At 66.6% G+C, this 24483-nt stretch carries 20 protein-coding genes; 5 read left to right on the forward strand and 15 right to left on the reverse strand.

Annotated features, from left to right (window positions below):
- Positions 1–121: 121 nt before the first annotated feature.
- From N864_RS07710 to N864_RS07720, 3 genes are all read right to left on the reverse strand, one after another.
- Positions 122–1051, reverse strand: coding sequence for an ABC transporter permease (locus tag N864_RS07710; RefSeq protein WP_034715330.1), 930 nt, complete (start codon positions 1049–1051; stop codon positions 122–124).
- Between the two features lie 96 nt (positions 1052–1147).
- Positions 1148–2761, reverse strand: coding sequence for a peptide ABC transporter substrate-binding protein (locus tag N864_RS07715; protein WP_051518322.1), 1614 nt, complete (start codon positions 2759–2761; stop codon positions 1148–1150).
- Positions 2762–2782: 21 nt separating this feature from the next.
- Complete coding sequence (locus tag N864_RS07720) at positions 2783–4843, reverse strand: prolyl oligopeptidase family serine peptidase (RefSeq protein ID WP_034715331.1); 2061 nt, start codon at positions 4841–4843, stop codon at positions 2783–2785.
- A 142-nt stretch (positions 4844–4985) separates the two neighbouring features.
- Between N864_RS07720 and N864_RS24605 the strand changes: the two genes are divergently transcribed.
- The 3 genes from N864_RS24605 (at position 4986) to N864_RS07735 (ending at position 7898) form a co-directional block, all read left to right on the forward strand.
- Positions 4986–5453: a GbsR/MarR family transcriptional regulator gene (locus N864_RS24605; protein WP_051518323.1), complete on the forward strand. Its 468-nt coding sequence runs from the start codon at positions 4986–4988 to the stop codon at positions 5451–5453.
- Positions 5454–5561: 108 nt separating this feature from the next.
- Positions 5562–6452 (forward strand): LysR family transcriptional regulator, encoded by an 891-nt coding sequence (locus N864_RS07730; RefSeq protein ID WP_034715332.1) that lies wholly within the window; start codon positions 5562–5564, stop codon positions 6450–6452.
- Between the two features lie 180 nt (positions 6453–6632).
- A complete protein-coding gene (locus tag N864_RS07735) occupies positions 6633–7898 on the forward strand; it encodes an aminotransferase family protein (protein ID WP_034715335.1) in 1266 nt (421 codons plus the stop codon).
- Positions 7899–7932: 34 nt separating this feature from the next.
- Here N864_RS07735 and N864_RS07740 read toward each other — a convergent pair whose 3' ends face one another.
- Positions 7933–8838: a D-2-hydroxyacid dehydrogenase gene (locus N864_RS07740; protein WP_240474250.1), complete on the reverse strand. Its 906-nt coding sequence runs from the start codon at positions 8836–8838 to the stop codon at positions 7933–7935.
- A gap of 267 nt (positions 8839–9105) precedes the next feature.
- Between N864_RS07740 and N864_RS07745 the strand changes: the two genes are divergently transcribed.
- Entirely contained in the window at positions 9106–9741 is a 636-nt protein-coding gene (locus tag N864_RS07745; RefSeq protein WP_034715339.1) for a GntR family transcriptional regulator, read from the forward strand.
- Between the two features lie 24 nt (positions 9742–9765).
- On the opposite strand, the gene N864_RS07750 is transcribed toward N864_RS07745, so the two are convergent.
- Positions 9766–11265, reverse strand: coding sequence for an NAD-dependent succinate-semialdehyde dehydrogenase (locus N864_RS07750; RefSeq protein WP_051518326.1), 1500 nt, complete (start codon positions 11263–11265; stop codon positions 9766–9768).
- A gap of 66 nt (positions 11266–11331) precedes the next feature.
- Here N864_RS07750 and N864_RS07755 point away from each other — a divergent pair, with 66 nt between their 5' ends.
- Positions 11332–12594 (forward strand): aspartate aminotransferase family protein, encoded by a 1263-nt coding sequence (locus N864_RS07755; protein WP_034715343.1) that lies wholly within the window; start codon positions 11332–11334, stop codon positions 12592–12594.
- An 85-nt stretch (positions 12595–12679) separates the two neighbouring features.
- Here the strand turns inward: N864_RS07755 and N864_RS07760 are convergent, their stop codons facing one another.
- From N864_RS07760 to N864_RS07805, 10 genes are all read right to left on the reverse strand, one after another.
- Entirely contained in the window at positions 12680–13960 is a 1281-nt protein-coding gene (locus N864_RS07760) for an amino acid ABC transporter substrate-binding protein (RefSeq protein WP_034715366.1), read from the reverse strand.
- A complete protein-coding gene (locus tag N864_RS07765) occupies positions 13960–14694 on the reverse strand; it encodes an ABC transporter ATP-binding protein (protein WP_034715345.1) in 735 nt (244 codons plus the stop codon). The genes N864_RS07760 and N864_RS07765 overlap by 1 nt, the downstream gene beginning before the upstream one ends.
- Positions 14691–15404: an ABC transporter ATP-binding protein gene (locus N864_RS07770; protein ID WP_034715347.1), complete on the reverse strand. Its 714-nt coding sequence runs from the start codon at positions 15402–15404 to the stop codon at positions 14691–14693. The genes N864_RS07765 and N864_RS07770 overlap by 4 nt, the downstream gene beginning before the upstream one ends.
- A complete protein-coding gene (locus N864_RS07775; protein ID WP_034715353.1) occupies positions 15404–16396 on the reverse strand; it encodes a branched-chain amino acid ABC transporter permease in 993 nt (330 codons plus the stop codon). The genes N864_RS07770 and N864_RS07775 overlap by 1 nt, the downstream gene beginning before the upstream one ends.
- Positions 16393–17268 (reverse strand): branched-chain amino acid ABC transporter permease, encoded by an 876-nt coding sequence (locus tag N864_RS07780; protein ID WP_034715354.1) that lies wholly within the window; start codon positions 17266–17268, stop codon positions 16393–16395. Before N864_RS07780 ends, N864_RS07775 begins: the two co-directional genes overlap by 4 nt.
- Positions 17269–17477: 209 nt before the next feature.
- Positions 17478–18563: a tartrate dehydrogenase gene (locus tag N864_RS07785; RefSeq protein ID WP_420805209.1), complete on the reverse strand. Its 1086-nt coding sequence runs from the start codon at positions 18561–18563 to the stop codon at positions 17478–17480.
- Between the two features lie 327 nt (positions 18564–18890).
- Positions 18891–19838 carry an SIS domain-containing protein gene (locus N864_RS07790; protein ID WP_034715356.1) on the reverse strand — a complete coding sequence of 316 codons (948 nt, stop codon included), beginning with the start codon at positions 19836–19838 and terminating at the stop codon, positions 18891–18893.
- Between the two features lie 298 nt (positions 19839–20136).
- Positions 20137–21384 carry an alpha-hydroxy acid oxidase gene (locus tag N864_RS07795; RefSeq protein WP_051518327.1) on the reverse strand — a complete coding sequence of 416 codons (1248 nt, stop codon included), beginning with the start codon at positions 21382–21384 and terminating at the stop codon, positions 20137–20139.
- Complete coding sequence (locus tag N864_RS07800) at positions 21381–22814, reverse strand: aminobutyraldehyde dehydrogenase (protein WP_034715360.1); 1434 nt, start codon at positions 22812–22814, stop codon at positions 21381–21383. The genes N864_RS07795 and N864_RS07800 overlap by 4 nt, the downstream gene beginning before the upstream one ends.
- Positions 22811–24460, reverse strand: a complete 1650-nt coding sequence (locus tag N864_RS07805) for a thiamine pyrophosphate-binding protein (protein WP_081793518.1) — start codon at positions 24458–24460, stop codon at positions 22811–22813. The genes N864_RS07800 and N864_RS07805 overlap by 4 nt, the downstream gene beginning before the upstream one ends.
- Positions 24461–24483 lie beyond the last annotated feature (23 nt).

Below are 24483 nucleotides of genomic sequence, written 5' to 3' on the forward strand. Positions count from 1 at the left end.
GACCGCGAAGCGCGGCCGGGTCACGAGGTCCCGAAGCATTTGGCGAGTCGGGGATGCCGAGCGGTTGTCCGGGGCGGTGCTTACCTCCGGTCCGATCTCGGCGGCGATGACGGCGGCTGGTTCAGTCATAGCGGATCCTCGGGTCGAGCACGGCGTAGATGACGTCGACGAGCAGGTTGGCGGCCAGGAAGATCAGCACGAGCAGGGTGGAGATGCCGACGACGACAGGGCCGTTCTGCGCCTTGATGCCCTCGAAGATCTGGAAGCCGAGGCCGGGAATGTTGAAGATCCCCTCGATGATGACTGCGCCGCCGAGCAGGCCTCCGAGGTCGATCGCGAGGTAGGTGACGACCGGGATCAGGGAGTTGCGCAAAGCGTGATTGACGATGACCCGGCGGCGTGGCAGCCCCTTGGCGACGGCAGTCCGGATGAAGTCGGCGGAGAGCGTCTCGACGAGGCTGGTGCGCATGAGGCGCGCTGTGGTGGCGAGCCCGAGGATGCCCAGGACGATTGCGGGCAGCAGGTAGGAGGTTGGCCACCCGTCGTCGATACCGGCCACCGGGAACCACCCGAGATTGATACCGAAGAGGATCTGCGTCGTGTAGCCGATGACGAAGATCGGTACGGCGAAGGCGAGGATCGTCGCGCCGAGGACGAGGTAGTCGACCGGGTTGCCCTTACGCAGGCCGGCCCAGATGCCGATCGGGATGCCGACGACGATCTCGATGACGAAGGCGGTGACGCCGAGCTTTGCGGTGGCCGGCCAGCTGTCGGCGATGATTGCGGAGACGGACTGCCCGTTGAAGTCCTCGCCGAGGTCGCCGCGGAGCAGGCCGCCCATGTACTTGAGGTACTGGAGGGGCAGGCTGTCGTCGAGGTGGTACCGCGCCCGCAGGGCCTGCTCGACCGATGGCGACAGGACGTGCTGGCCGCCGGCGAGCGCCTTGATGGGATCGCCGGGAAGTGCGAAGACGACGAGGAAGATGAGGAACGTGGCCCCGATCGCGACCGGGATCGCGAGGAGCACTCGTCGGAGGATGTATCGGCTCACGCCGGCTCCCTGGGAAAGGTGGGACGGGGCGGGGGGCGGCCCCGTCCCACCGGTTCGGGCCCTACCGCGAAGGACGGGGCAGGGACGGTGCGGTTGTTACTTCTTGACGACGGAGACCTGGCCCAGGTCGCCGAGGCCGTTGACGCCGACCGGGACGTTGGTCACGTTCTTGGTCCAGGCGGCAGTGAACCGGCCGTAGTAGAGCGGCGCGATGGGCATGTCCTGCCAGGCGAGCTTTTCGGCCTGCGCATAGAGCGGTAGTCCCTGCTCGATGGGCGAGCTGTCGGCCTGGTTGACGAGCTTCTCGAACTCGGCGTTGGTGTAGCCGGTGTCGTTGGCGATGCCGTCCTTGGTCAGCAGCGGCTGCAGGAAGTTGCCGACGTGCGGGAAGTAGGCGCCCCAGTAGTAGAGGAACGGCCCGTCTATCTTCTTCCCCTTGACCTTCTCGTCGAGCTGGGCGTAGGGCGGCGTCTCGAAGGAGATGTCTTTGATCCCGAGGTTGGTGCGCAACTGGTTAGCGACGGCTTGCAGGATCTGGTCGTTCGTCTCGTACTGGGTCGCGTAGAGCTTGAGCGGTCCGGTCCAACCGCCTGCCTCATCGAGCAGCTGCTTGGCCTTGGCCGGGTCGTAGGCGCAGGCGCTGCAGGCGTTCTCGGTGGCGCCGACGGCAGAGCTGGGCGCGATGCTGCGAGCCGGCTCACCCGAGCCCTTGAGGATGGACTTCGTCAGAGCGTCCCGGTCGATGGCCATGGAGAAGGCCTGACGAATCCGGACGTCGTGGAACCGCTTGTCCCATGAGGGGAAGGCGAAGTAGTTGAGGTTGGGGATCGTCGCGACGGCGGTACGACCCTTCAGGCGCGTCTCGGCGTCGCCCAGCCGGTCGGCCGGCACCGGGTAGACGATGTCGGTGTTCCCGGCGAGCAGGTCGTTGTAGGCCGTGCCGTAGGACGTGTACGGCTTGAAGGTGATCGAGTCGGCCTTTCCGGCGGTCCCTTGGAAGGACTTGTTGCGCACCAAGGTGATCGGCTTGTTCGGCTCGTGCTTGCCCTGGATCTGGTAGGGGCCGTTGCCGATCGGGGCCGAGTCGAACGCCTTCGGGTCGTCGAACGCGGCCTTGGGCAGCGGCGCGAACGCGTAGCTGGCGATGACGTACGGGAACAGTCCGAACGCCTTGGTGAGGGTGACCTCGATGGTGTTCTCGTCGATGACCTTCACCCCGGACAGGGACTTGGTCTTCGGCTCGCCTTGGGCCGGGTTGAGGTCGGCATAGCCCTCGAACAGGGCGAAGTTCGAGTTCTGCGCCCAGGCGTTGGAGCCGAGCGCGGTGGCGTTCCACGCGGAGACGAAAGTGTCGGCGGTGACCGGCTCGCCGTTGGAGAACTTCTGACCCGGCTTGAGTTTGATCGTCCAGACTTTCTGGTCGCTGGAAGTAACCGACTCGGCGGCGCCGGGGCGGGTCTCACCGGTCTGGGCGTCGATGGTGAGCGGGCCAGTAAACATGAGCGACTCGAGGTAGAACGACCACGAGTTGCCGGGGGTCAGGTGGTCCGGTTCGCTGCTCGCTACGGTGAACGATCCGCCGGGGCTACCGGAGCCGTCGGTGGCACCGGCAGAGGGGCTGTTGCTGCCGCCGGCGCCTCCGCCGCAGGACGCGAGCAGCAGCGCCGCCGCCGTCGCGCCAATGGCCAGGCGCAGGCCGGGCTTGGTCATACGTGTCATCCTTGATCCTTGTCAGTGCGTGTGGTGGTTGGCGCCGGTGCTCGGCGGCACGGGCAGGGCCAGTGCCTCCGCGGCGAAGGCGAGCACGGCTGCGCGCTCGTCGATGCGCTCGGCCAGGGTGCGGCCGGCCGCGTGTCCGGCGTTGTGCGCCACACGCATGAGCACTGCGCCGTCGCCCGACTGTGCGTCAGCGAGGGCAGCGAAGAAGGGGTACGAGTGCGGGCCGGGCGGGACGCGATCGTCCCGGTCGGCAGTCAGCACGAGAGTGGGAGGGTATGGCGCTGAGCTGGCGATGCGGTGTAGCGGTGAGTACGCCTCCAGTGCGGCCCGCTCCTCGGGGACCTCGACGCTGCCGAACTCCCTGACCCAGCCGTGTCCGGCCGTGAAGAGGTGGAAGCGGAGCATGTCGAAGACGCCGACCTCTGGCAGCGCGGCACCGAGCAGGTCGGGTCGTTGGGTCAGCACAGTGCCGACCATGAGCCCGCCGTTCGACATGCCATTGAGGGCGACCGAGCGGGGGGCGCTCCAGCCCTGTTCCTCGAACCAGGCGGCGCAGGCGATGAGGTCGTCGATGCCGCGCTGCTTGTGGGTCTTGGTCGCGGCCAGGTGCCACTGCTCGCCGAACTCACCGCCGCCGCGGATGCCCGCGTAGGCGAGGACGCCGCCGGCCTCGAGCCAGGGCCGGTGCCATGGCGCGTACCCGGTGACCAGGAACGGGACGGAGTAGCCGCCGTAGACCGAAAGCAGGACCTTCGCGGTGCCCTGGGGGGCGGCGCCGGCCGCGCGGATGATCCGCATCGGAACCCGGGTCCCGTCGGCGCTAGTGGCATGGACCGTCTCGACGACCACCTCGCCGGCGGACGGGATGAGGGTGTCGTGGACGACCTCGGACATCTCGGCGTGCAGGTCGTGCCGCACGATCTCGACACCGGGGCGCGAGTCGCACCGCTCGACCTCGAGGTAGACGACCGGCTCGTCCTCGACAGTCGCCAGGTCGCGCACGACGGCCTGGTTTGTCTGCAGGACGACGCGGGCGGAGCCACCGGCGAGCGGCGTCGCCTCGACCGTGCTGCCCTCGATGCCGTGGCGGATGGTCACGACCATCTCACCCGCCAGCTGGGCCCCATACCGGTCAATCGCGGTCGGTCCCTGCGGAACGATGATGCGCTCGGCGCCGTCCCGGCGATCGATCGCGACGACCTGTCCATTCGGCGCCTCGCGGAAGTCGAGACAGACCAGCTCGTCGCCGACCATGGCCAGGAAGTGGATCGGCCCGAGACCGTCGACGACGGTGTGCCAGGGGCCCTCGGCGTCGACCGCGCGGACGTGCAGGCGGGCCGGGACGATGCCGACCTGCTCCTCGACGACGAGCCAGCGGCCGTCTCCGGAGGTGTGCGGCAGGGCCCAGATCGCGTCGGTCGGCTCGAAGATCACCTCGTCCTCGACCTGTGGCTGCCCGAAGCGGTGGATTTTGATCCGGGGCTCGCCGTTCAGGGAGAGCAGGTCCTCGTCGGCGGCGGGGTCGGCAAGGGCCAGGTAGGCGATCGCGTCGGTGCCCAGCCAGGAGAACTCGGCCCACTTGATCCCGGTCAGGACGTCCGACCGGTCGGCACCGGTGCGGATGTCGCGGAACCGGACGGTGACCCAGTCGACGCCGGCGCGCGCGGTCCCCCACGCCAGCAGCGAGCCGTCCGGGGAGAGCGAGGCGGCCGCGACCGCCGCAAGCCCGTCCTCGTCGATCCGGGTCGAGTCGACGATGCATCGCTCGCCGGCGGCGTCCGTCACCCAGAGCGACGGGCGCTGTTCCCCGGCGCCCTGGCGGTACTCGACCCGGACGCCGGCGCGGCTCTCGGGCAGCCAGCGCTGCTCGACCGAGAGGATCTGCTGCAGCCGGTCACGGAACGGCTCGTGGCTGGCCAGCCCGTCGAGGTACGCGCGGCACGCGGCGTCGTGGGCAGCGGCCCACGCAGCCACCTCCGGCGAGTCCTGCCGCTCGAGCCACGCGTAGCTCGCGAGGGCGGCCTCGCGTAGGTCGATCGACGCGTGGATGGGCTGCGTCGCCGTGTCGGGCATGATGTCTCCTCGTCCGGTCAGTGCAATGGCACATTGCACGACGGATAGTCTGCTGATCTCAGTCACTTCAGTCAATAGTGAAATCTGAATTGACTCCATAGACTGCAGCAACCCCACTCCACGACGAGAGGTCCACCAAGCGATGACCGCCATGCGAGACGACGACGCCGCGCTCGACTTCGTCGAAGAGCTCGGCCTGCTCGTGGAGAGCGAGGGCTGGATGCCCCGGATCGCGGGCCGCGCGCTCGGGTGGCTGTTACTGGCTGCAGAGCCGCAGTGCCAGGCCGACCTGTGCGAGGCGCTACAGGCCAGCGGCGGCGCCATCTCGTCTGCGACCCGGCTGCTCATCTCAAAGGGCCTGGTGCAGAAGGTCACCCGCCCCGGAGACCGCCGCACCTATATGAAGGTCCCACCCAACGCATGGCGGGTCATGGAGGAAGACGGCCTGCAGACAGTGCGCCGCTACCGCGGCGTCGCCGACCGGGCCCGCGCCGCGCTGCCCAAGAGCAACGCGACCGGCAAAGCAAACCTTGCCCGGATGAGCGAGTACTTTGGCATCGTCGAGGACCGCATGCAGGCCGTCCTCGAACGCCTCGACACCATCGAGTGACGAGCGTCGGTCAGTTCGTCACTCCAGGTTGATTCGGCGCCCACGGGACGCCCACGGTTGGCAGGCGGGCAGAAGAGGTTCGTTCTACGACTCCCATACGCTCGACCCATGTTGGATCTGCATCGTCTGACGCTGTTGCGTGAGGTGAAGAGGCACGGCAGCATGTCAGCCGCCGCACGAGAGCTCTCATACAGTCATTCAGCGATCTCTCAACAGCTGGCCCTTCTGGAAAAGGAAACCGGTGTGGCTCTCCTGGAGCGAGTCGGTCGCGGGGTGAAGTTGACCGCCGCCGGTGAGAGCCTTGTGAGCCACACCGAGGCCATCCTCGCCGCCATCGAGAAGGCCGAGTCGGACCTCGCCCAGGCAGATGTGCGGCCACGCGGTGTCGTTACCCTCGCCGCCTTCGCCACGATCAGCCGCGGCATCATGCCAGTAGCGCTCAGCATGCTGGTGCGCGATCACCCTGCGCTCGACGTCCATGTCCATCTCGTCGATCCAGAAGATGCGGTCCGGCAACTGATATCGAGGCAAGTTGACGCAGTCCTGACCGACGGTTATCCCGGGATTGCTGGCGCGCCTCCGAGCGGCATTCACAGTACAGTGCTCGCAGTCGATCCGGTACGCGCGTACCTGCCCGATCCCAGCATGGACGGCGACCTGGAACGTATCCGGTATGTGCCTTGGGTCATGGAGCCCCTGACAAGTGGCTCCACACAGTGGGCCCTACGCGTGTGCCGGGAACGCGGCTTTGAACCAATCGTCGCCCATCAGTCGGCCGACCTACTCTTTCACCTGCGCATGGTCGAGCAAGGATTGGCCGCAGCGTTCCTGCCCGACATGGTCTTGGGAGAGACAGGGAGCACCCTGACGCCGAGCTCGTGGTTCTCGGCTGATCAGCACCGCAGCATCCTGTTCTTGGTTCGGGACGGTTCGGAGCGCCGGCCGAGCCTCATGGCCGTCTGTGAGGCCGTCTCCGCTGCGCTTTCCACTAGGCGATAGACGGTCCGCCGTAATCAAAACTGACGGATATCTGTCGGGAATGTTCGCTTCTCTTGCCAGGTGCGACTCACTAGCGTGGCCGTGAACGGCTGCGGGCTACGCACTGGGCCGCAGCCGTGGTTTCGGAAACCTAAAGGAGGACTGGGCATGTCTACTGCACAAGAGTCGCGGCCGGCGCCCGTGGCGTCCATTCTCGACGGGCCGGCGTTGTGGCCGGCGCAAGCCCACCTCCCCTCCGTGATCGGCCGACAGATTGTCATCGAGCGCGGTGAAGGGTCCTACGTCTACACGAGCGACGGCCGGCGCCTCTTCGACGGCACCGCGGGACTGTGGCACGCGAACATCGGACACTCGCATCCGGAGCTGGCGCAGGCCGCCCACGAGCAGATGCTGCGCTTGGAGACGTACCACACCTTCAACCGGTTCGCGAACGACAAGGCACTCGCTTTGGCGGAGAGACTGGCTGGCATCGCTCCCATCGAGCGAGCCAAGGTGATCCTCAACTCGGGCGGATCGGACGCGATCGACGTCGCGTGCAAGTTGGCCCGACGCCACTGGCACCGGGAGGGGCGGCCCTCCAAAACCGTGATCCTCAGCCGAGAGTTCGCCTACCACGGGCTTCACGCCTACGGCACGAGCATTGCGGGCTTGGACTTCAACCGCGAGGGCTATGGGAGCGACTCGCTCGTCCCCGAGACAGCGCGGATATCACTGAATGATGCGGAGCAGGTGGCCGACACCATCATGCGCATCGGCCCGGACCGCATCGCCGCAATGGTCACCGAGCCTGTTCAGGGCACCGGCGGGGTCAATCCGCCGGCGCCCGGTTACCTCCAAGCGCTGCAACGCCTCTGCCGAACCCACGACATTCTCCTGATCGTTGACGAGGTCATCACCGGCTTCGGGCGCACTGGAACCATGTTCGCCTCGGAGCGCTATGGGCTGGAGCCGGACCTCGTCACCTTCGCGAAGGGTGTGACCTCCGGATACGTCCCGCTCGGTGGCGTGCTGATCCATCCCCGCATCTGGGAGCCGTTCTATGTCGACTCCCCCGCAACGCCTGTCTTCCGACACGGCTCAACGTACGCCGGCCACGCAACAGCCGCGGCGGTGGCGCTGCGCAATCTGGACATTCTCGAGCGCGACCAACTGCTCTCTCGGGTCACCGAGTTGGAGGCGATCCTCGATCGTGAGCTCCCCGCTCTCCGGGACCGCAATCCCGCTGTCTCGGAAGTCCGGTCGGCAGGCTTGCTGGGCGCCGTCACCGTGGCGGGACACCTTTCCGCAGAGCGAATCGCTGACTCCTTGATCGACATGGGCTTCATCTCACGACCACTGCGTGGCAACAGCCTGCAGATCAGTCCGCCGTTCATCACAACGAACGACGAGCTCGTCTCATTTGTCCGAGCGATCGATGATGCCGTAGGGAACGCCCACCAGGCCTGAAAGCTGTCCCGCAAGTGGGCAAAGAGCGAGACCTCTACTGGCGTCCGGGGACATACCCCAGACGCTTGTCGACGACGTTCACGAGGGGCTCGTCGGCGAGCCACCGCTCGGCGTTCTCGACGAACTGGAGCGCCAGCGCGTCGCGCCACCCGACCACGTCGCCCGACATGTGTGCCGAGACAACACAGCCTGGAGCGTCCCAGAGCGGTGAGTCGGCCGGTAGCGGCTCCGTCTCGAACACGTCCAAAGAGGCCCCACTGATAGCCCCACGGCGCAGTGCATCGACAAGGTCGGCCTCGACGACAGTGGGGCCCCGACCGACGTTGACAAGATGCGCGGACGGCCTCATGGCCTCGAGAACCTTGGCGTCGATGAGCCCTCTGGTTTGAGGAGTGAGCGGCGCAACATTCACCAAGTAGTCGCACCAGCCAACGTGGGCGACGAGTTCGGCACTTGACACGATCATCCCGAAGTCGGGGTCGTGGTCTGCCTGCCTCCGACCGGCGCCCCGGACCTTCATGCCGACCGCGGTCAGGAGTCGCGCTATCTCGCGACCGATCGCTCCGGTCCCGATTACCAGCGCCTTGGCTCCAGTGAGAGGCAGCGACTCCCGGTGACTCCAGACCCGGGCTGCCTGGAGGCGCGCGCTCTCGTGAATGAGCTTGCGGTGTGCCAGGATCGATGCGAGGACGAACTCAGCCATGGGTCGGTCGAACGTTCCGCGCGCATTCGTCACGGTGACGTCCGACTCGCGCAGGGCGTCGAAAAGCAGTGCGTCGACACCGGCCGATGCAACGTGGATCCACTCCAAGGAGCCACAGTGAGCCCAGTTGTCAGCCAGGACGCTCGAGGAGAAATCCCAAACTAGAAGCGCCCGCGCGCCTTGGAGGGCCGTGGGCAAATCCTGGGCCTGGACGAACCTGAGTTCCACTTGGCCCATGAGCCGCTCAAAGTGTGCTGGACGTTCATCGCCGCTGGCGCATAGCACCACAAGAGCCGGCCGTTGTCCAGGCATGGACTCAGTGGGACTGACCAGCCGTACAGAGGAGCGCGCTTCTTCCGGTAACATTGTCGACATTCTACTGATCGGGAGTGCGTGCATGAACTATGGCCGCGGCCGTGTCTCGCGAAGGCACCCGGGCTCTCGGCGGGCTGCAAGATGACCATGACCCCACCCAAGGGCGGTGCACGGCCGACTCGTCAACCCATGGAGCCCCTGCTGCAAGAGTCCACACCGAGCATCATTGCCGAACGGGTCCGCCAAGCCATCGCGAAGGGCGACCTACCACCCGGATCCCAGTTGGGCGAAGCCGAGCTGGCCCGTGAGTTCGGCGTGAGCCGCGGACCGCTACGCGAGGGTCTGCAGCGACTCACCGCGGAGGGCCTGCTCATTTCCATCCGGAACCGCGGCCTGTTCGTCATCGAGATGACTGCCGACCGGGTTCGCGACATGTACGTTGCCCGTCAGGCCGTGGAACGTGCGGCCGCGGAGCAGATCCACCTGGGGGACGACGCTACTGCCGCCGGCCGTCAGCTCCTGGACGTGGTGGAGGAAATGGCGGAGGCGAAGACCGTCCGCGACGTCGGCGAACTGGACATCACGTTCCATGACCGGCTGGTCACCCTCGCGGGCAGTCCACGTCTGAGCCGCATGCACCTGACCCTGCTCACGGAGACCCAGATATGCATCCGGGCCTTGGAGCCTACCTATGCCCTCGAGGACGTGCGCGTCGAGGAACACCGTGAAATCGCGCAGTCCTTCATTGCCGGCAAGCGCGCCCTGACGGACCGGCTGCTCGTCGCGCACATGAAGGATGCTGTCCGAAGGTTGACACGAGGCTGACGCCGGAGGACAGGACAATCCGGGCTAGCGCATGGCGAGGCCGATGTACTTGACCTCGAGGAACTCGTCAATGCCGATCGCGCCGCCCTCGCGACCCAGACCAGACTCCTTGACTCCCCCGAAGGGCGCCGCTGGGTTCGACACCACGCCCTGGTTGAGCCCGACCATGCCGCTCTCCAAGCGCTCCCCCACCCGCAGCGCCCGGCGAAGGTCGTTGGTGTAGACGTAGGCAACGAGGCCATACGGGGTGTCGTTGGCAGCGGTCACCACCTCGTCCTCGGTCGTGAACGGAATGAGCGGCGCGACCGGACCGAAGATCTCCTCTGTCATGAGCCGTGCACGCCGCGAGACGCCAGATAGCACCGTGGGTGGATAGAAGTACCCGGGGCCAGGGGCCGGTTCACCGCCGGTGAGGACGTCGGCGCCGAGGGCGACCGCATCCGCCACAAGCTCGGATACCTTCTGTTGTGCTGGCGCATCGATGAGCGGGCCGACGGCCACACCGTCGTCGGTTCCGCGGCCCATGCTGAGCGATCCCATCTGCTCGGCCAAGCGCCGGCCAAACTCCTCGATCACCGACTCATGGACATACATCCGGTTGGCCGCGGTGCAAGCCTCGCCCATGTTGCGCATTTTGGCGGCCATTGCGCCACTGACGGCCTCGTCGAGGTCAGCGTCATCGAAGACGATGAATGGGGCGTTGCCGCCGAGTTCCATCGACGTTCGCAGGACACGTTGTGCGCACTGCTCGAGGAGCGTCTTCCCGACTTGCGTCGACCCCGTGAACGACAGCTTGCGCGCCAGGCCGGACCGGATCAGTGGCTCCATCACGTCATTCGCCTGCAGGCACGTGACGATGTTGACCACGCCGGCCGGCAGACCGGCCTCCAGGAGGATCGCCCCCAGAGCGAGCATGGACAGTGGTGTCTGGGGCGCGGGCTTGATGACGCTCGTACAGCCGGCGGCGATGGCGGGACCGATCTTGCGCGTGCCCATCGCCATCGGGAAGTTCCACGGGGTGATGAGCAGGCAGGGTCCGACGGGCTGCTTCGTGATGAGGAACCTCGCCCCTCCGGCCGGGGCAGTCTGATAGCCCCCATTGATGCGCAGCGCCTCAGACGCGAAGTGGCGAAAGAACTCGGCGGCATACGCCACCTCGCCGCGCGCATCGGCCAGCGGTTTGCCCATCTCGAGGGTCATCAGCAGCGCCAGGTCCTCGATGCGCTCATGCATCATCTCGAAGGCTCGCATGAGGATATCGGCGCGCTCGCGGGGCGAGGTGAGGGCGAAGGACTGCTGGGCAGCGACCGCGGCCTCGAGCGCTCTGCGGCCATCTGACGGCGTCGCATCGGCCACCGAGGCCAAGGGGAGACCGGTCGAGGGGTCCAGCACCTCGAAGGCGCCTTCACGCTCGGCGTCCACCCATGTGCCGTCGATGAGCAGTCCCTTCGGCACCGCCGCGATGACCCGCTCCTCCCTGTCGGAGAGGCGCTCCACCGGGTTCGTTTGTGCAGTCGTACCCATGGGGCTCCTTTACGAGGGCGTACGGTGCAATACTCTGATTGTCGACAATCTACCAGAGGAGCAGCCATGGCTGAGCTTTCCCCGGTCCTGAAGCAGGCCACGCCCGTAGTCGCCGCCTATGGGGAGGGGGTCAATCTCTTTGATGAGCAAGGCCGCCGGTACCTGGACTTCACGGCGGGCATTGGCGTCACGAGCACCGGGCACTGCCATCCGCGGGTCGTCGCCGCCGCTCAGGAACAGGTGGGGCGGCTCATCCATGGGCAGTACACGACCGTGATGCACCGGCCCCTGCTCACCCTCGTGGAGCGCCTGGGTGAGGTCTTGCCGCCAGGCTTGGATCGGGTCTTCTTCGCCAACTCGGGGTCGGAGGCCGTGGAGGCGGCACTCCGTCTCGCGCGCCAGGCCACCGGACGACCGAACATCGTCGTGTTCCACGGCGGATTCCACGGGCGGACCGTCGCGGCGGCCTCGCTGACCACCTCGGGCACGAAGTTCAGGACGGGCTTCGCCCCGCTCATGGCCGGCGTCCATGTCTCGCCCTTCCCCGACCCGACGCACTTCGGGTGGAGCCGCGAGGAGAGCACCAGTTTCGCCCTCCGGCAGCTGGACTACGTGCTCCAGACGTTGTCCGCTCCAGGGGACACGGCCGCTTTCCTCGTGGAGCCCGTCCTCGGCGAGGGCGGTTACGTTCCGGCCAGCCGGGAGTTCTTCGCCGGGCTGCGAGAGCGCGCTGACCGACACGGCATCCTCCTCATCATCGATGAAGTGCAAACCGGATGGGGTCGCACCGGGAAGTTCTGGGGTGCGGAGCATTTCGATGCGGCGGCGGACATTCTCATCACCGCCAAGGGACTCGCGTCAGGCTTTCCCCTGTCTGGAATCGCGGCCTCCTACGCCTTGATGGAGAAGGCCCTGCCCGGTTCGCAAGGCGGCACCTATGGGGCCAACGCGGTTGCCTGCGCCGCGGCAATCGCGACGCTCGACGTCATCAAGGACGAAGGCTTGGTGGAGAACGCCGCCGCAAGGGGTGCGCAACTGATGGATGTTCTCCATGAGGTCGCCGACCACTACAAGCAGATCACCGACGTCCGCGGGCTGGGACTCATGATCGGCAACGAGTTCCACGATGCCGAGGGCAACCCCGACGGTGCAACGGCGGCGGCGGTGCAGCAGGAGGCGGCTCGGCAGGGCCTGCTGCTGCTGACATGCGGCGCTTGGGGTCAGGTCGTCCGCTTCATCCCTGCGTTGGTGGTCGGCGAGCACGATGTCACCGAGGCCGGTGAGATCTGGGCTCGTTCCGTCGAGGCGGTGCTGGGAGGGACGAAATAGGACCGAGCCTTCCGCACGCGCGAACGAGCGCCCCACGAGCCGGAAGCTCGTGGGGCGCTCGGCACATCCCGCCAGTAGGAAGCGTTCAGCTCAGCGACGGCAGCGGGTAAATCATCTTCGCCTTCGCCTTGTCCTGGGGACCCACGGCCACCACTTCGCCGTTCTGGATCTGGACAAGAATCGGAGTCAGGGCGGTGTTGTCGTGGAAGTGGTCACCGGACGCCTCGAACTTGATCTTCCCGTAGAAGCAATCGATGTCAGTCGCCGCAATGGTGTCATTGAGCTTGCCGCGCTGCGCCTCATCCATGCCGGGCGCTGCGCCGAGCTTCTCGAGCGCCTTCTGGAGGACGACCCCGGCCGCCGAGCAGCCGGCCGCGGTGTAGTCGGGGTCACTTCCGTACTTGGCGTGGAAGCCCGATGCGTACTCGGAAGCCTTGCCGAAGACATCGTCTTGGGTGGGCGAGTCCGGCAGCCAGACGGCGATTCCGAGGACACCGTTGGCCTTCGCACCAAGGGCCTTGGCGAACGATGCATCCGTGATGCCGTAGTGCTCGATGACCGCCTTGGGAGTGAACCCAACCGACTGAAGGGCCTTGACGAAGTCGACCAGCAGGACATCATGACCGCCCACCGCGACGATGTCCGGCGCTTTTGCCTTGATCGCGTTGGCGACCGGGGTCAGGTCGGCGTTTGCCGGGAACAGCGTCGAGTAGACCACTTGGAGGCCGGCGGCCGTTCCCCCGTTCTCGAAGCCCTTCTGGGTCGCATCTGAGAAGGGCTCGTTGACGCCGACCGCGGCGATGGTGCCCGGGGCGGGGCTGCCGAGCTGCTTGATGAGCTCGATCGCCTTGCCTGCCGTGGTGTCCACCGACGGGATGATGCCGTAGGCGTATTTGGGCTGCGTGCTCCACGTCTTGGGCGACTCCGCAGATCCTGCCAGGCACGGGATCTGGTACTTCTCGCAAATGGGGTTCATCGCGATCTGGACCCCGCTGGTATAGGAGCCGAACATCGCATCGACCTTGTCCTGGGTAGCGAGTTTGGACACGGCGGTCGTGGCGTTTCCCGGTTGGCTCTGGCAGTCCTGCACCACCAGCTCGACCGGGTACTTCTTGCCACCGACCGCGATGCCACCGGCCTTGTTGACCGTGTCCACCCAGAACTGGTAGCCGCGTTGCGCGATCTGGCCACCCGTTGCATCCGCACCGGACAGCTCAAGTACAGCCCCGATCTTGAACTTTCCGGATGAAGATCCGCCTCCGCCTCCACCACCGCCGCCGCAGGCGGCGAGGCTCGGCGCCAGAACCGCGCCGCCCAGGGCGAGCCCGGCACCGGTCAGGAAGTGGCGTCGGTTCAACTCTGTCATCACTGCGGGTCTCCTTCGTCCTTGTGCACTCCCAGGTAGAGGTGCATCAGTTCCTTGTCGCTGTTGATGTCCCCCGGGCGCCCCTCGTAGCGGTTGCGCCCACCGACAAGGACGTAGACCTTGTCCGCCACACGAAGGGCCTGCTTGATGTTCTGCTCGATCATGAGAACGCCGATCCCCCGCTCCGCCAGAGCGGCGGTCCGAGCGAGCACGTCAGTCGTGAGCTTCGGCGACAAGCCCGCAGAAGGCTCGTCGAAGAGCAGGAAGCGGGGCTGCAGGATCAGTGCGCGGGCGATAGACACGAGCATCTGCTCTCCACCGCTGAGCGATCCCGCTGCCACACTCAAGCGCTCACGCAGCCGAGGGAATTCGTCAAGGACCTCCTCGATCCGAGCGTCCAGCTCCCGGCGCACCTTGATCGTGTAGCCGCCCATGCGGAGGTTCTCTTTCACGCTGAGCCCGGGAAACACCCCGCCGCCCTGCGGCATGAGGGCGATCCCCTGTGACAGCACCTTGTGCGAGGGCTGCCCAGTCAGATCGGTACCGTCCAAGGTGACCGTCCCACCCCACAGCGGGAGCGCGCCGGCGATCGACTTGAGCAAGGTCGACTTCCCGCAACCGTTCGGGCCGAAGAGGCAGGTCACCTCCCCGACGGCCGCAGAGAGCGACACATCGCTGAGGATCTGGACGGCGCCGTATCCGCCCGAGACGTCGCGAACCTCTAGAACCGTCATTCCACACTCACCCCGAGGTATGCCTCCATCACATGGGCATCGGAAGAGATCTCCTCGAAGGTGCCCTTGGCGACGACCTCTCCGGCGTCCATGACGATGATCCGATCACAGATCTCTCCCGTGAGTTCCATGTCGTGCTCGATAACGAGGAAGGTGGTTCCAGCTTCGCGTTTGGCTCGGATGACGTCCAGCATCAACTTTCGCAGATTGGGGTGCACCCCCGCCGCGACCTCATCCAGGAGGACGAGGTCCGGTTCGCGCATGAGCACTCGGCCCAGCTCGAGGAGGCGCTGCTGACCACCTGAGAGTGAACGCGCTGGTTCAGCGGCGACCCGCTGCAACTCCAGCAGTTCGATGACGGCGGAGGCGCGCTCGTGGACCCCGTCCCAGTTGTGTTCGACACTGGCGGTGAGCAGGTTCTCGAGAACTGTCATGTTCTCAAACAGGGCCGGGATCTGGAATGTGCGGCCAAGCCCCGACCGCGCGATGCGATAGGCCGGCCAGCGGGTGATGTCCTTGCCGTTGAGCAGTACGCGGCCGCTGTCCGGCTTGAGGGCTCCGGTGAGCACGTTGAACAATGTGCTCTTCCCACTGCCGTTCGGCCCGATCACTCCGACGATCTCCTGGGGCGCGACAGAGAACGTGATTCCTTGGAGGGCTTGGACCCCACCGAAAGACTTGCGGACGTCCTCAATAGCCAGTGCATCCATTAGCTGGATCCTGTCGTGGTTGTGGCCCTTGGGCGGATGAAGCGTCTGATGAGGTTTAACCGCCTCGAGCCGGGAAGAAGGCTCACCAAACCGTCGGGGAGGAAGAGCACGACGAGCACAACGAGAGCACCCACCAGCACGATGTATGCCGTTGAGTCCCCGAAGAGGACGACGAACTGTTGCTGCGCCAGGTAGAGGACGGTGCCACCGATCACCGGGCCCCAGATATGCCCGAGCCCACCGACGAGGACCATCACGACGAGCTGGTCCGTGAGGATCGTGTTGAGGGAGCTGTCTGGGTTGATGAAGGTGATCCAGTAGGCGTTTATGCCGCCGAGGACGGCCGGGATCACGGCGCTGAGGATGAACGCTTGGTTCTTCACCAGGTTGGCGTTGATGCCCTGGGCCCGGGCAGCCGGCTCGTTGTCGCGGACTGCCTTGACCTTGTACCCGAAGCGCGATCGTTCTAAGAGGAGGAAGCAGACGAGGTAGGCGCCTGCCGTCGCGGCGAGCATGCACCAGTAGAAGAAGGTGTCGTCTGACTTCACGGGCAGCACCAGCCCCCCGGAACCGCCCGTGATGCTCGCGACGGTTGCCAGCTCGCGAACACCCTCAGCCATCGCCCACGTCGCGATAGCGAAGTAGGCACCGCGAAGGCGCAGCGTAGGGAATCCGACGGCGAGCGCGATGACGGCAGCGACGACAGCTCCAACCGGCAAGGTCGCAAAGAAGTTCCATCCGACGCCTGGCTGCATCAGGATCGCGGTGACATACGCTCCGATGCCGAAGAACGCGATGTGACCGAAGCTGATGTAGCCCGCATATCCGCACACGACGTTCCATGACAGCGCCAGGCCGACCCACAGCAGGACGTTGGTGGCGAGTCGCAGGTTGTAGGAACCTGCCCAGAACGGCATGGTCAGGAGCGCGAGCGCCACGATCCCCAGAACGATGAGGCTCGACGTTTTCCTGCGTCGGATCGGGGCGCTCATGCCACTGACCTCCGGTTGCCGATGCCGTTGGGCAACAGCAGCAGGACGACGAAGAGGCTCAGGAAGACGACGAGGAGTGTGTAGTCGGCGCTCCAGAAGGTGGAGACCAGTGACTGGAGGACCCCGAGGAGCAAGCCGGTCACCAGCACCCCCCAGATGGAGCCCAGCCCGGCGAGAACCACCACGAAGAAGGCGAACAGCGTGTACCTGGGGCCGAGTTCCGGCGTCATCGCATAGATCGCCCCCATTACCGCGCCGCACATTGCCGTGAGGCCGGTGTAGAGCGCGTAGATCAGGGTGCTCGTTCGCTTCACGTCCACCCCCATCAGGCCAGCATTCTCCTTGCTCTGCGCGACGGCACGGACCGCGAGACCGCTTCGAGTGAAATAGAGAAACCAGGCAAACGCGAGGGTCAGGACAGCTGCGGTGAGGAAGCCGGCAACTCGCTCAGCGGGGAGCACCAGGCCGAAGATGTTCCAGCTCGTGTTGGCCAAGCCCGTCCTGACCGTCCGTGGCGTGTAACCGAAGCCGGTGAGCAGGCTGCCTCGAAAGATGGTGGCGAACCCGAAGGTCAGAGCGAGCCCCATGAGGGCAGGCATGGCGTACCGGTTGTTTCGCACTCGGTAGATGAGCGGAGCCAGAACGGCGCCGACGAGCGCGAAGAAGAGGAAGTACAGCGGGAGAAGCAGCAAGGGGTCGACATCGAGCCAGTCTTGGACCACGACGGCTGCATAGGCGCCCATGACGACCCACATGCCGACGGCGAGGTCCACGACGTCCAGGACGCCGAAGGCCACCGAGAAGCCGAGACTGATCGCCACATAAAGCCCGCCGATCAGCAGTCCCCCGACGATGGACGCAAACAGCTCCACGGCACGTCTCCCTTGACTCGTTGTGGCGTAAGGCACACTAGAGGATCCGCGGATTGTTGACAATCACAAGGAGGCATGTCCCGGGGAACTTGGTGAGCCGGAATGCTGGCCCTCCTGCGCGCGGGGTTGCCGAAGTTGTTGCTCGATCTTCCTCGGCTGCGGCGCCCGGCGCAGGGGAGGCAAGGGGAAGCGGTGCCCCGTTGGGTTCCCTACGAGAGCCGCTCGAGGACCGCCGCTGTGAAGTCGTGCGTGTCGGCGCTGCCTCCCAGATCACGGGTGCGGATACCGTCTGCGAGGGCCTTCTCGAAGCCAGCGGTGAGGCGCTGCGCAGCCCGAGCCTCACCCAGGTGCTCGAGCATCATGGCGCCGGCCCAGAGTTGGCCGACAGGATTGGCGATCCCTTGTCCGGCGATGTCGGGAGCGGAACCATGGACCGGTTCGAACATGGAGGGATAGTCCCCGGGCGGGTTCAAGTTGGCCGATGGCGCCACACCGATACTGCCGGCCACGGCCGCGACGAGGTCCGACAGGATGTCCCCGAACAGGTTTGATGCGACCACCACATCGAGGCTCTGGGGTCGCAGGACGGTGCGAGCCGCGAGGGCATCGATGAGCACTGGTTCAAGGGTGACACCTGCGCTGGTGGCGACCTCGCTGACGACCTCGTCCCAGAACGGCATCGAGTGGATGATCCCGTTGGACTTGGTGGCTGACACCAGGCGACCTGTTCGGGAAGCGGCGAGCTCAGCGGCATATTTCGCGACCCTGGTGACGCCTTCTCGGGTGAACAGGGCCTGCTGGAAGGCCATCTCTTCCGGTCGTCCTCGGTATGCCCGGCCACCGATCTCCGAGTACTCGCCTTCCACGTTCTCCCGGACGACGACGATGTCGAAGTTTCCCGCATCGCGCACCCGGGGCTCGATTCCCGGGAGGAGGCGCACCGGGCGGAGGTTGACGTACTGGAGGAATTCGCGCCTGATCGGGATCAGCAGTCCCCAGAGGGTGACGTGGTCGGGGATGTCCGGGGCGCCCACCGCACCTAGAAAGATGCCGTCTCCATCGGCGAGCTGCTCGAGGCCATCCGCTGGCATCATGGCGCCATCCTTGCGATAGCGCTCCGATCCCCAGTCGCGGTGTCGCCAGTCAACGGTGAAGCCCTCGCAGCGGGCTACCTGGTCGATGCACTTGATGGCGGCGGGCACGACCTCGGTGCCGATTCCGTCGCCCGCGATCACATCGATCGTGTATGCCCGTTCTGCAGCTGCTGTCGACCCGGTGAGCCGGCTCATGCTCATCAGACTTCCTTCCCCTCGCCCGCATGGACGAGGTACCTAGGAAACGACGACTGGCTCGGCCCACCACGGAAAGGACGAGCGAGCCGCGATTATTGCTGGCCCAGAGAGTACCCGTGAAGACGTCGGCCCGATTGACAGCAATGGCGCCAAACCTGGAGCCAACCGGGTTGCCCGGTTGCGGAGATCGAGGGCGTAGTCCCAAGACGAAATGGTGACCGGGGCGCACCCTGCTCCTGAGGGAGCCGGTGCTTGGACTCAATCGGGTGTCTCGTCCTGAGCCGGTCCATGAAGCCTGTCAGCCGCCCGCGCGCGGAGGGCGCGGCTGCCTCAGAGCTCGATACGAGACCAGGCTTCGGCTCGTCCCGGCAGATCCTTGCCAAATGAGTCAGGGTTGGTGCCCCGTGTCTCGGCTGCCTCGAGCGCGACCTTCTGGACGAATGTCGTCAGCGGAAAGATGGACAACGCCTCACCGAGCTCACGACGCCGAATGTGGTGCACTGTCGCGCCCTGCGCGCCGACGACACCGCCAATTTCCTCAAGCCGCATCTGCTCCGGTCCGCCGCCATCGAGGATGACGAGGGTGTCCGAAGGGCCCAGGGCAACGGACGGGCCGTGGAGGAATTGTTCGGCGTTTCCTCCGGCGCAGGCGATGTATGACGTTTCTCTGGTCTTCAACGCCCCTTCGGCGGCAGTCCAGGCGTTGATCCCGCTCCCCACGAACTCCAGCAGTCGGGCCGGCGGAAGCACGCCGCTGCGTCCGGCCTTGAGTTCGTCGGCCACGGCCTCCGGCACTCGGTCCAGGGCCCCCACGTCGGCACCCAACTCTGCGGCCAACTGAGCCAGCCGCATGAGGGCGCAAAGATGGCTCGAGGTGAACGCGGATGACTTCTCCTCCTGGGTCGTATCCAGTTCGGATACCGCACTGCCGACCTTGGAAATGACCACGGTAGGGACCCCGTCCCCGTGCGCCCTTCTCAACAGCTCGGTTGTGTGCCGCTTCGTACCACGATGGGTCAACAGCACCAGGGCGTCGGACGCTTGCGGGTGCGGCCCGTTGGTGACCGCGTCTGCCGCGGGGACAGCGCGGGCGTCAACTCCGGCCATCTGTAGTAGTCGCGCGCCCTGTTCGGCCGCATGGAGGCTTGTGCCGGTTCCAGACAAGAAGACGCGACGGCCGCGTACCTTGTCGGCCGCCCCAGCCAAGCCCGTTGTGTCCTCAAGGACGCGCCGGAGCGCCGCCGGCTGACTGTACATCGCCTCGCGCATGGCGCTCATTTGGCATCCCTTCTGCCGGGTCTACCGAGGACTTCGAAGCTGTCAGCCGAAGCCTGGTCCTCCTTCAAGACCACTCAATCTATCCGGAGCCCCTAGACGGCGCGTGGCAGAACCTAAGGGCGGAGGACGTGCATGTCCCGAGGCACTCGCCGCCCTCTCCGCCTTGAAGAAGGGCCGGATCCGCCACTCCCCGTGACCGAGTGGGGCGGGATATCGGAACCATCCCGAGAAGAAGGTGCGTTCGGCGGGCTGGATACGCCAACTTGCTGGGAGAGAGGGGCTGAAGCGGATCGGTGCGTCAGGCCAGGCGGACGAGGTCTGGCGTGAGGTCGTCGACCGTCCGCGCGCCGAGGAGAGCCATGCAGGTGCGGATCTCTTGCTCGAGCAGTTCCCCTGCCCGCTGCACGCCCCGCTCGCCACCGGCCATCAGCCCGTACAGATAGGCCCGGCCGACGAGGACTCCACGTGCGCCCAGCGCGACCGCTGCAACGACATCGGCGCCGCGGAGGATGCCGCTGTCGATGAGCACTTCCGCATCGTTGCCGAGCTCGCGGACCACCTCTGGCAGGAGTCTGAGTACTGACGAGGTCCGGTCGAGCTGGCGGCCGCCATGGTTGGACAGGACGATCGCGTCCGCCCCACGGGCGACGCTCTCCTTCGCGTCCTCGATGGTTTGCACGCCTTTGACGACCAAGGTGCCGGGCCAGATGGTCCGGAGCCATTCGAGGTCTTCGTAGGTGACTGCCGGGTCGAACATGTTCCCGGCCATGTCGACCTCGTCGCTGCCCCAGGCCTCCGGGACGCAGGCGAAGCCCATCGTGGGCGTGGTGAGCTTGTTGATCCACCAGGCCGGGCGGGTTGCCATCCCGGCGATGGTGCGGAGGGTCAGCTCGGGCGGGATGGTGAGTCCGTTGCGGGTGTCGCGTTGTCGGTTGCCGGCGATGGGCGTGTCGACGGTGAACAGCAGCGCCGTGTATCCCCTGTCGCGGGCCCGTTCGACCAAGCGCTTCGTTTCGGCGCGGTCCTTCCACACGTAGAGCTGGAACCACAGACTGGCGTCGGGGCACGAGGCGCGCAGGTCCTCGGGAGTGGTTGTCCCGACCGTCGAGAGGCCGTACGGGATGCCGAGCCGCTGGGCGGCCCGGCCGACCGCGATCTCGCCCTCGTGATGCATCATCCGTGTGTATCCGGTGGGCGCGAAGGCCAGCGGCAGGGATGCCGGTGAACCGAGCAGCGTGGTGGACGGGTCGATCATCGAGACGTCTCGAAGGACGCGCGGGCGGAACTCGATTGCCCGGTACTCCTGCCGGATCCGGGAGAGGGTCAGTTCTTCCTCAGCGGCACCGTCGACGTAGTCGAACACGGCTTTGGGTGCGGCTCGTTGGGCAGCGGCACGTAGTTCCCAGATGTCGGTGGCGCGTGCCAGTCTCCTGTCGACCGGGTTGAGCGTCGGACGGCGCAACCGCAGCAGCGGCGCGAGTTCGGCCGGTTTCGGCAACTGCCGCCGTGCATGCGGGTTCCTGGCCTCAGCGGGCGGCGTTGTCATCGGTGGCTGCTCATCACGTGCTTGATTCGGGTGTAGTCCTCGAAGCCGTACATCGACAGGTCTTTGCCGTATCCCGACTGGCGGTAGCCGCCGTGGGGCATCTCGGCGACGAGCGGCATGTGCGTGTTGATCCAGACGCAGCCGAAGTCGAGGCGCTTCGAGAGCCGCAGGGCCCGTCCGTGGTCGGATGTCCACACACTCGAGGCGAGCCCGAAGGGGGTGCCGTTGGCGAGCCGGACCGCCTCGTCCTCGTCGCTGGCGCGCTGGACGCCGATGACCGGACCGAAGATCTCCTGCTGGACGATCTCGTCGTCCTGGCGTAGGCCGGCGACGACGGTGGGTGCGACGTAGAAGCCGCGGTTACCGAGCCTCGATCCACCCGCGCTGACGGTCGCGTGGCTGGGCACCCGGTCGAGGAACCCTGACACCCGGTCGAACTGGCTGATGTTGTTGACCGGCGGCACGATGGCATCCGGGTCACCGGGACCCTGGTCGTACGTGGTGGGCAGGGTCCGCGCCTGCTCGCTCAGGGCGGAGACCAAGTCGTCGTGAATGCGCGGGTGGGCGATGACGCGGGTCGCGGCGGTGCAGTCCTGCCCGGCGTTGTAGTAGCCGGCGAGCGCGATCTGTGCTGCCGCCGCCTCGAGGTCCGCGTCGTCGAAGACGAGGACGGGTGACTTCCCGCCGAGCTCGAGGTGGACCCGCTTCACGTCATTGGCGGCGGACCGGGCCACCTCGATACCGGCCCGCACCGAGCCGGTGATGGCGACCATCTGCGGGGTGGGGTGCTCGACGACGAGGCGTCCGGTCTCCCGATCGCCACAGACAACGTTGAGGACCCCGGCGGGCAGGTGCGCGGCGGCGATCTCGGCAAGCAGGAGGGCCGATGCGGGCGTCGTGTCGCCCGGTTTCAGCACGACGGTGTTGCCGGCGGCGATCGCAGGAGCCAGCTTCCAGATCGCCATCATCATCGGGTAGTTCCAGGGGGCGACCTGGCCGATGACGCCGACCGGCTCGCGGCGGATCCACGAGGTGTGACCCTCGAGGTACTCCCCCGCTGACCTGCCCTCGAGCATGCGCGCGGCGCCGGCGAAGAATCGCACTTGGTCGACAATCGCGGGTAACTCGTCGCTGCGCACGAGGTGCTCCGGCTTGCCGGTGTTGCGCGACTCCGCCGTGATGAGTTCCTCTGCCCGGGCCTCGAGACCGTCGGCGAAGGCAAGCAAGGCGCGTTGCCGCTGTGCTGGCGTCGTCTCGCGCCAGGACTCGAAGGCGCGAGAGGCGGCGGCGTAGGCGGCATCGACCTCCCGGGTGCCGGAGACCGGTGCCTCGGCAAACACCTGCCCGGTGGACGGGTCCACGAGCTCGGCGGTCGGCCCGGTCGACTCGACGAAGCGGCCGTCGATGAAGTTGGACAGCGTGCTGCTCACGATGCCGAACCTCCCTCTGCTGCTGAAGCGGGAGGAAGCGAGGAGTCGATGGGCACCTCGATGAGTGTGGGGCCTGGCCGCTGCAGTGCTCGGCTCACCTCGGCGGCGAGCTCGTCCGGGGAGGCGACGCGCACCCCGTGACCGCCGAGGGCCTCTGCGAGGAGGGGGAAGTTGGGGCTGCGCACGTCCACTCCGAGCTGTGCGATGCCGCGCGCCTGCATCTCCTCGCGGATCTCCTGGAAGCCGGAGTTGTTCATCACGATCACCGTCAGCGGCAGGCCCAGGTCGGCGGCTGTGGCGAACTCCTGGATCGTGAACATGACTCCGCCGTCCCCGCTGATCACCACCACGGGCGTGTCCGGGGCGGCGAGAGCCCCGCCGATTCCGGCCGGGATGCCGTAGCCCAAGGTTGCGAAGCCCGACGGGTAGAGGAACTGACCAGGGCGCATCGCCGGCCACTGGTGCACGGTGCCGAAGTAGCAGGCCTGCGCGCTGTCGCCGGCGATGATCGTCGCCGGCGGCAGCACCCGAGCGAGCGCCTCGTGGTAGGGCGCATACACGGCACCGTCCCGCATCGCCTGCTCGTCCAGTGTCTTGCGGAGCTCCGGGGCGCACCGACCCAAAGAGCCCGCCACGGTGGCAGGCAGCGCGTCCCCGAGGGCGGAAAGGGTCGCTGCGGCGTCACCGTGCAGCGGATGCGTGGCCGCGAGGTTCTTGTGCAGCTGCGCGGCCTCGACGTCGATCCGCACGACTGCTCCGCGGGCCTGCAACTGGTGTCCCCAGAGTTCGTCGTCGCCAAGGACGGCACCGACGACAAGGAGTGCGTCGACCTCGGCGATCAGCCGGTGGGCCTCGGTAAGGCGAATTGCGGCGCCGAGCGAGAGCTCGTGGTTCTCCGGCAGGACACCCTTGCCGGAGGTGGAGGTCAGCACCGGGGCGTCGAGGGCCTCGGCGACGGAACGCAGCTCCGAGGCGGCGTGCCGGGCTCCCCCGCCGGCGATGACGAGAACCGACGCCGCCTCGGCAAGGACCTGGGCCGCGGCGCGGAGATCCTCGGCGCACGGCACGAGTCTGTTCAGCGCTTCGGCAGAGTGGCTGTCGCCAGTGGTCCGGTCCCCATCTCCGCGCTCCCACGGCTCGTCGAGAACATCGACCGGGGCCTCGATGTGGACCGGCCGACAGCGTCCCGACTGCCAGCGGGTGAAGGTGTCGGTGATCGCCTCCCGCGCCTCGTCGCCGGACTGGACCCGGACACTGCGCTCGAGCGCGGCGTCCAGATGACCCTGCTGGTCCTTCATCTCGTGCAGCCAGCCGACGTCCGAACCGGGCGCCATATTTCGCGGCATGCCGGGCGAGAGGACGAGCATCGGGATCGAGTCGGCGTAGGCCGTCGCTGCGGCCGTCGTGACATTCGTCAGCCCCGGTCCGGTGGTCGTGATGACAACGCCGGGTTTCCCGCTCACCCTCGCGTAGGCGTCAGCCGCGTAGCCCGCGCCCTGCTCATGCCGCGGCGTGACGACGCGGATTCCACTCTCGGCCAGCGCGCGATAGATCTCGAGGTTGTGCGTGCCCGGGATGCCGAAGACCACTTCGACACCGGCATCGACCAGAGCACTCACCACCGCGTGGCCCCCCGTTGGGCTCACTGGTTTACCTTCCTTGTGTCGGC

The sequence above is a fragment of the Intrasporangium chromatireducens Q5-1 genome (genome assembly GCF_000576575.1).
Taxonomy (GTDB): domain Bacteria; phylum Actinomycetota; class Actinomycetes; order Actinomycetales; family Dermatophilaceae; genus Intrasporangium_A; species Intrasporangium_A chromatireducens.

Excerpts from the sequence above, each read along its gene's own strand:
- N864_RS07755 (WP_034715343.1), top strand. The coding sequence starts at position 11,332 with ATGGCTGAGCTTTCCCCGGTCCTGAAGCAGGCCACGCCCGTAGTCGCC.
- N864_RS07775 (WP_034715353.1), bottom strand. The coding sequence starts at position 16,396 with ATGAGCGCCCCGATCCGACGCAGGAAAACGTCGAGCCTCATCGTTCTG.
- N864_RS07795 (WP_051518327.1), bottom strand. The coding sequence starts at position 21,384 with ATGACAACGCCGCCCGCTGAGGCCAGGAACCCGCATGCACGGCGGCAG.
- N864_RS07770 (WP_034715347.1), bottom strand. The coding sequence starts at position 15,404 with ATGGATGCACTGGCTATTGAGGACGTCCGCAAGTCTTTCGGTGGGGTC.
- N864_RS07790 (WP_034715356.1), bottom strand. The coding sequence starts at position 19,838 with ATGAGCGCCATGCGCGAGGCGATGTACAGTCAGCCGGCGGCGCTCCGG.
- N864_RS07715 (WP_051518322.1), bottom strand. The coding sequence starts at position 2,761 with ATGACCAAGCCCGGCCTGCGCCTGGCCATTGGCGCGACGGCGGCGGCG.
- N864_RS07765 (WP_034715345.1), bottom strand. The coding sequence starts at position 14,694 with ATGACGGTTCTAGAGGTTCGCGACGTCTCGGGCGGATACGGCGCCGTC.
- N864_RS07760 (WP_034715366.1), bottom strand. The coding sequence starts at position 13,960 with ATGACAGAGTTGAACCGACGCCACTTCCTGACCGGTGCCGGGCTCGCC.
- N864_RS07720 (WP_034715331.1), bottom strand. The coding sequence starts at position 4,843 with ATGCCCGACACGGCGACGCAGCCCATCCACGCGTCGATCGACCTACGC.
- N864_RS24605 (WP_051518323.1), top strand. The coding sequence starts at position 4,986 with ATGACCGCCATGCGAGACGACGACGCCGCGCTCGACTTCGTCGAAGAG.
- N864_RS07740 (WP_240474250.1), bottom strand. The coding sequence starts at position 8,838 with ATGGGCCAAGTGGAACTCAGGTTCGTCCAGGCCCAGGATTTGCCCACG.
- N864_RS07745 (WP_034715339.1), top strand. The coding sequence starts at position 9,106 with ATGGAGCCCCTGCTGCAAGAGTCCACACCGAGCATCATTGCCGAACGG.
- N864_RS07750 (WP_051518326.1), bottom strand. The coding sequence starts at position 11,265 with ATGGGTACGACTGCACAAACGAACCCGGTGGAGCGCCTCTCCGACAGG.
- N864_RS07730 (WP_034715332.1), top strand. The coding sequence starts at position 5,562 with ATGTTGGATCTGCATCGTCTGACGCTGTTGCGTGAGGTGAAGAGGCAC.
- N864_RS07785 (WP_420805209.1), bottom strand. The coding sequence starts at position 18,563 with ATGAGCATGAGCCGGCTCACCGGGTCGACAGCAGCTGCAGAACGGGCA.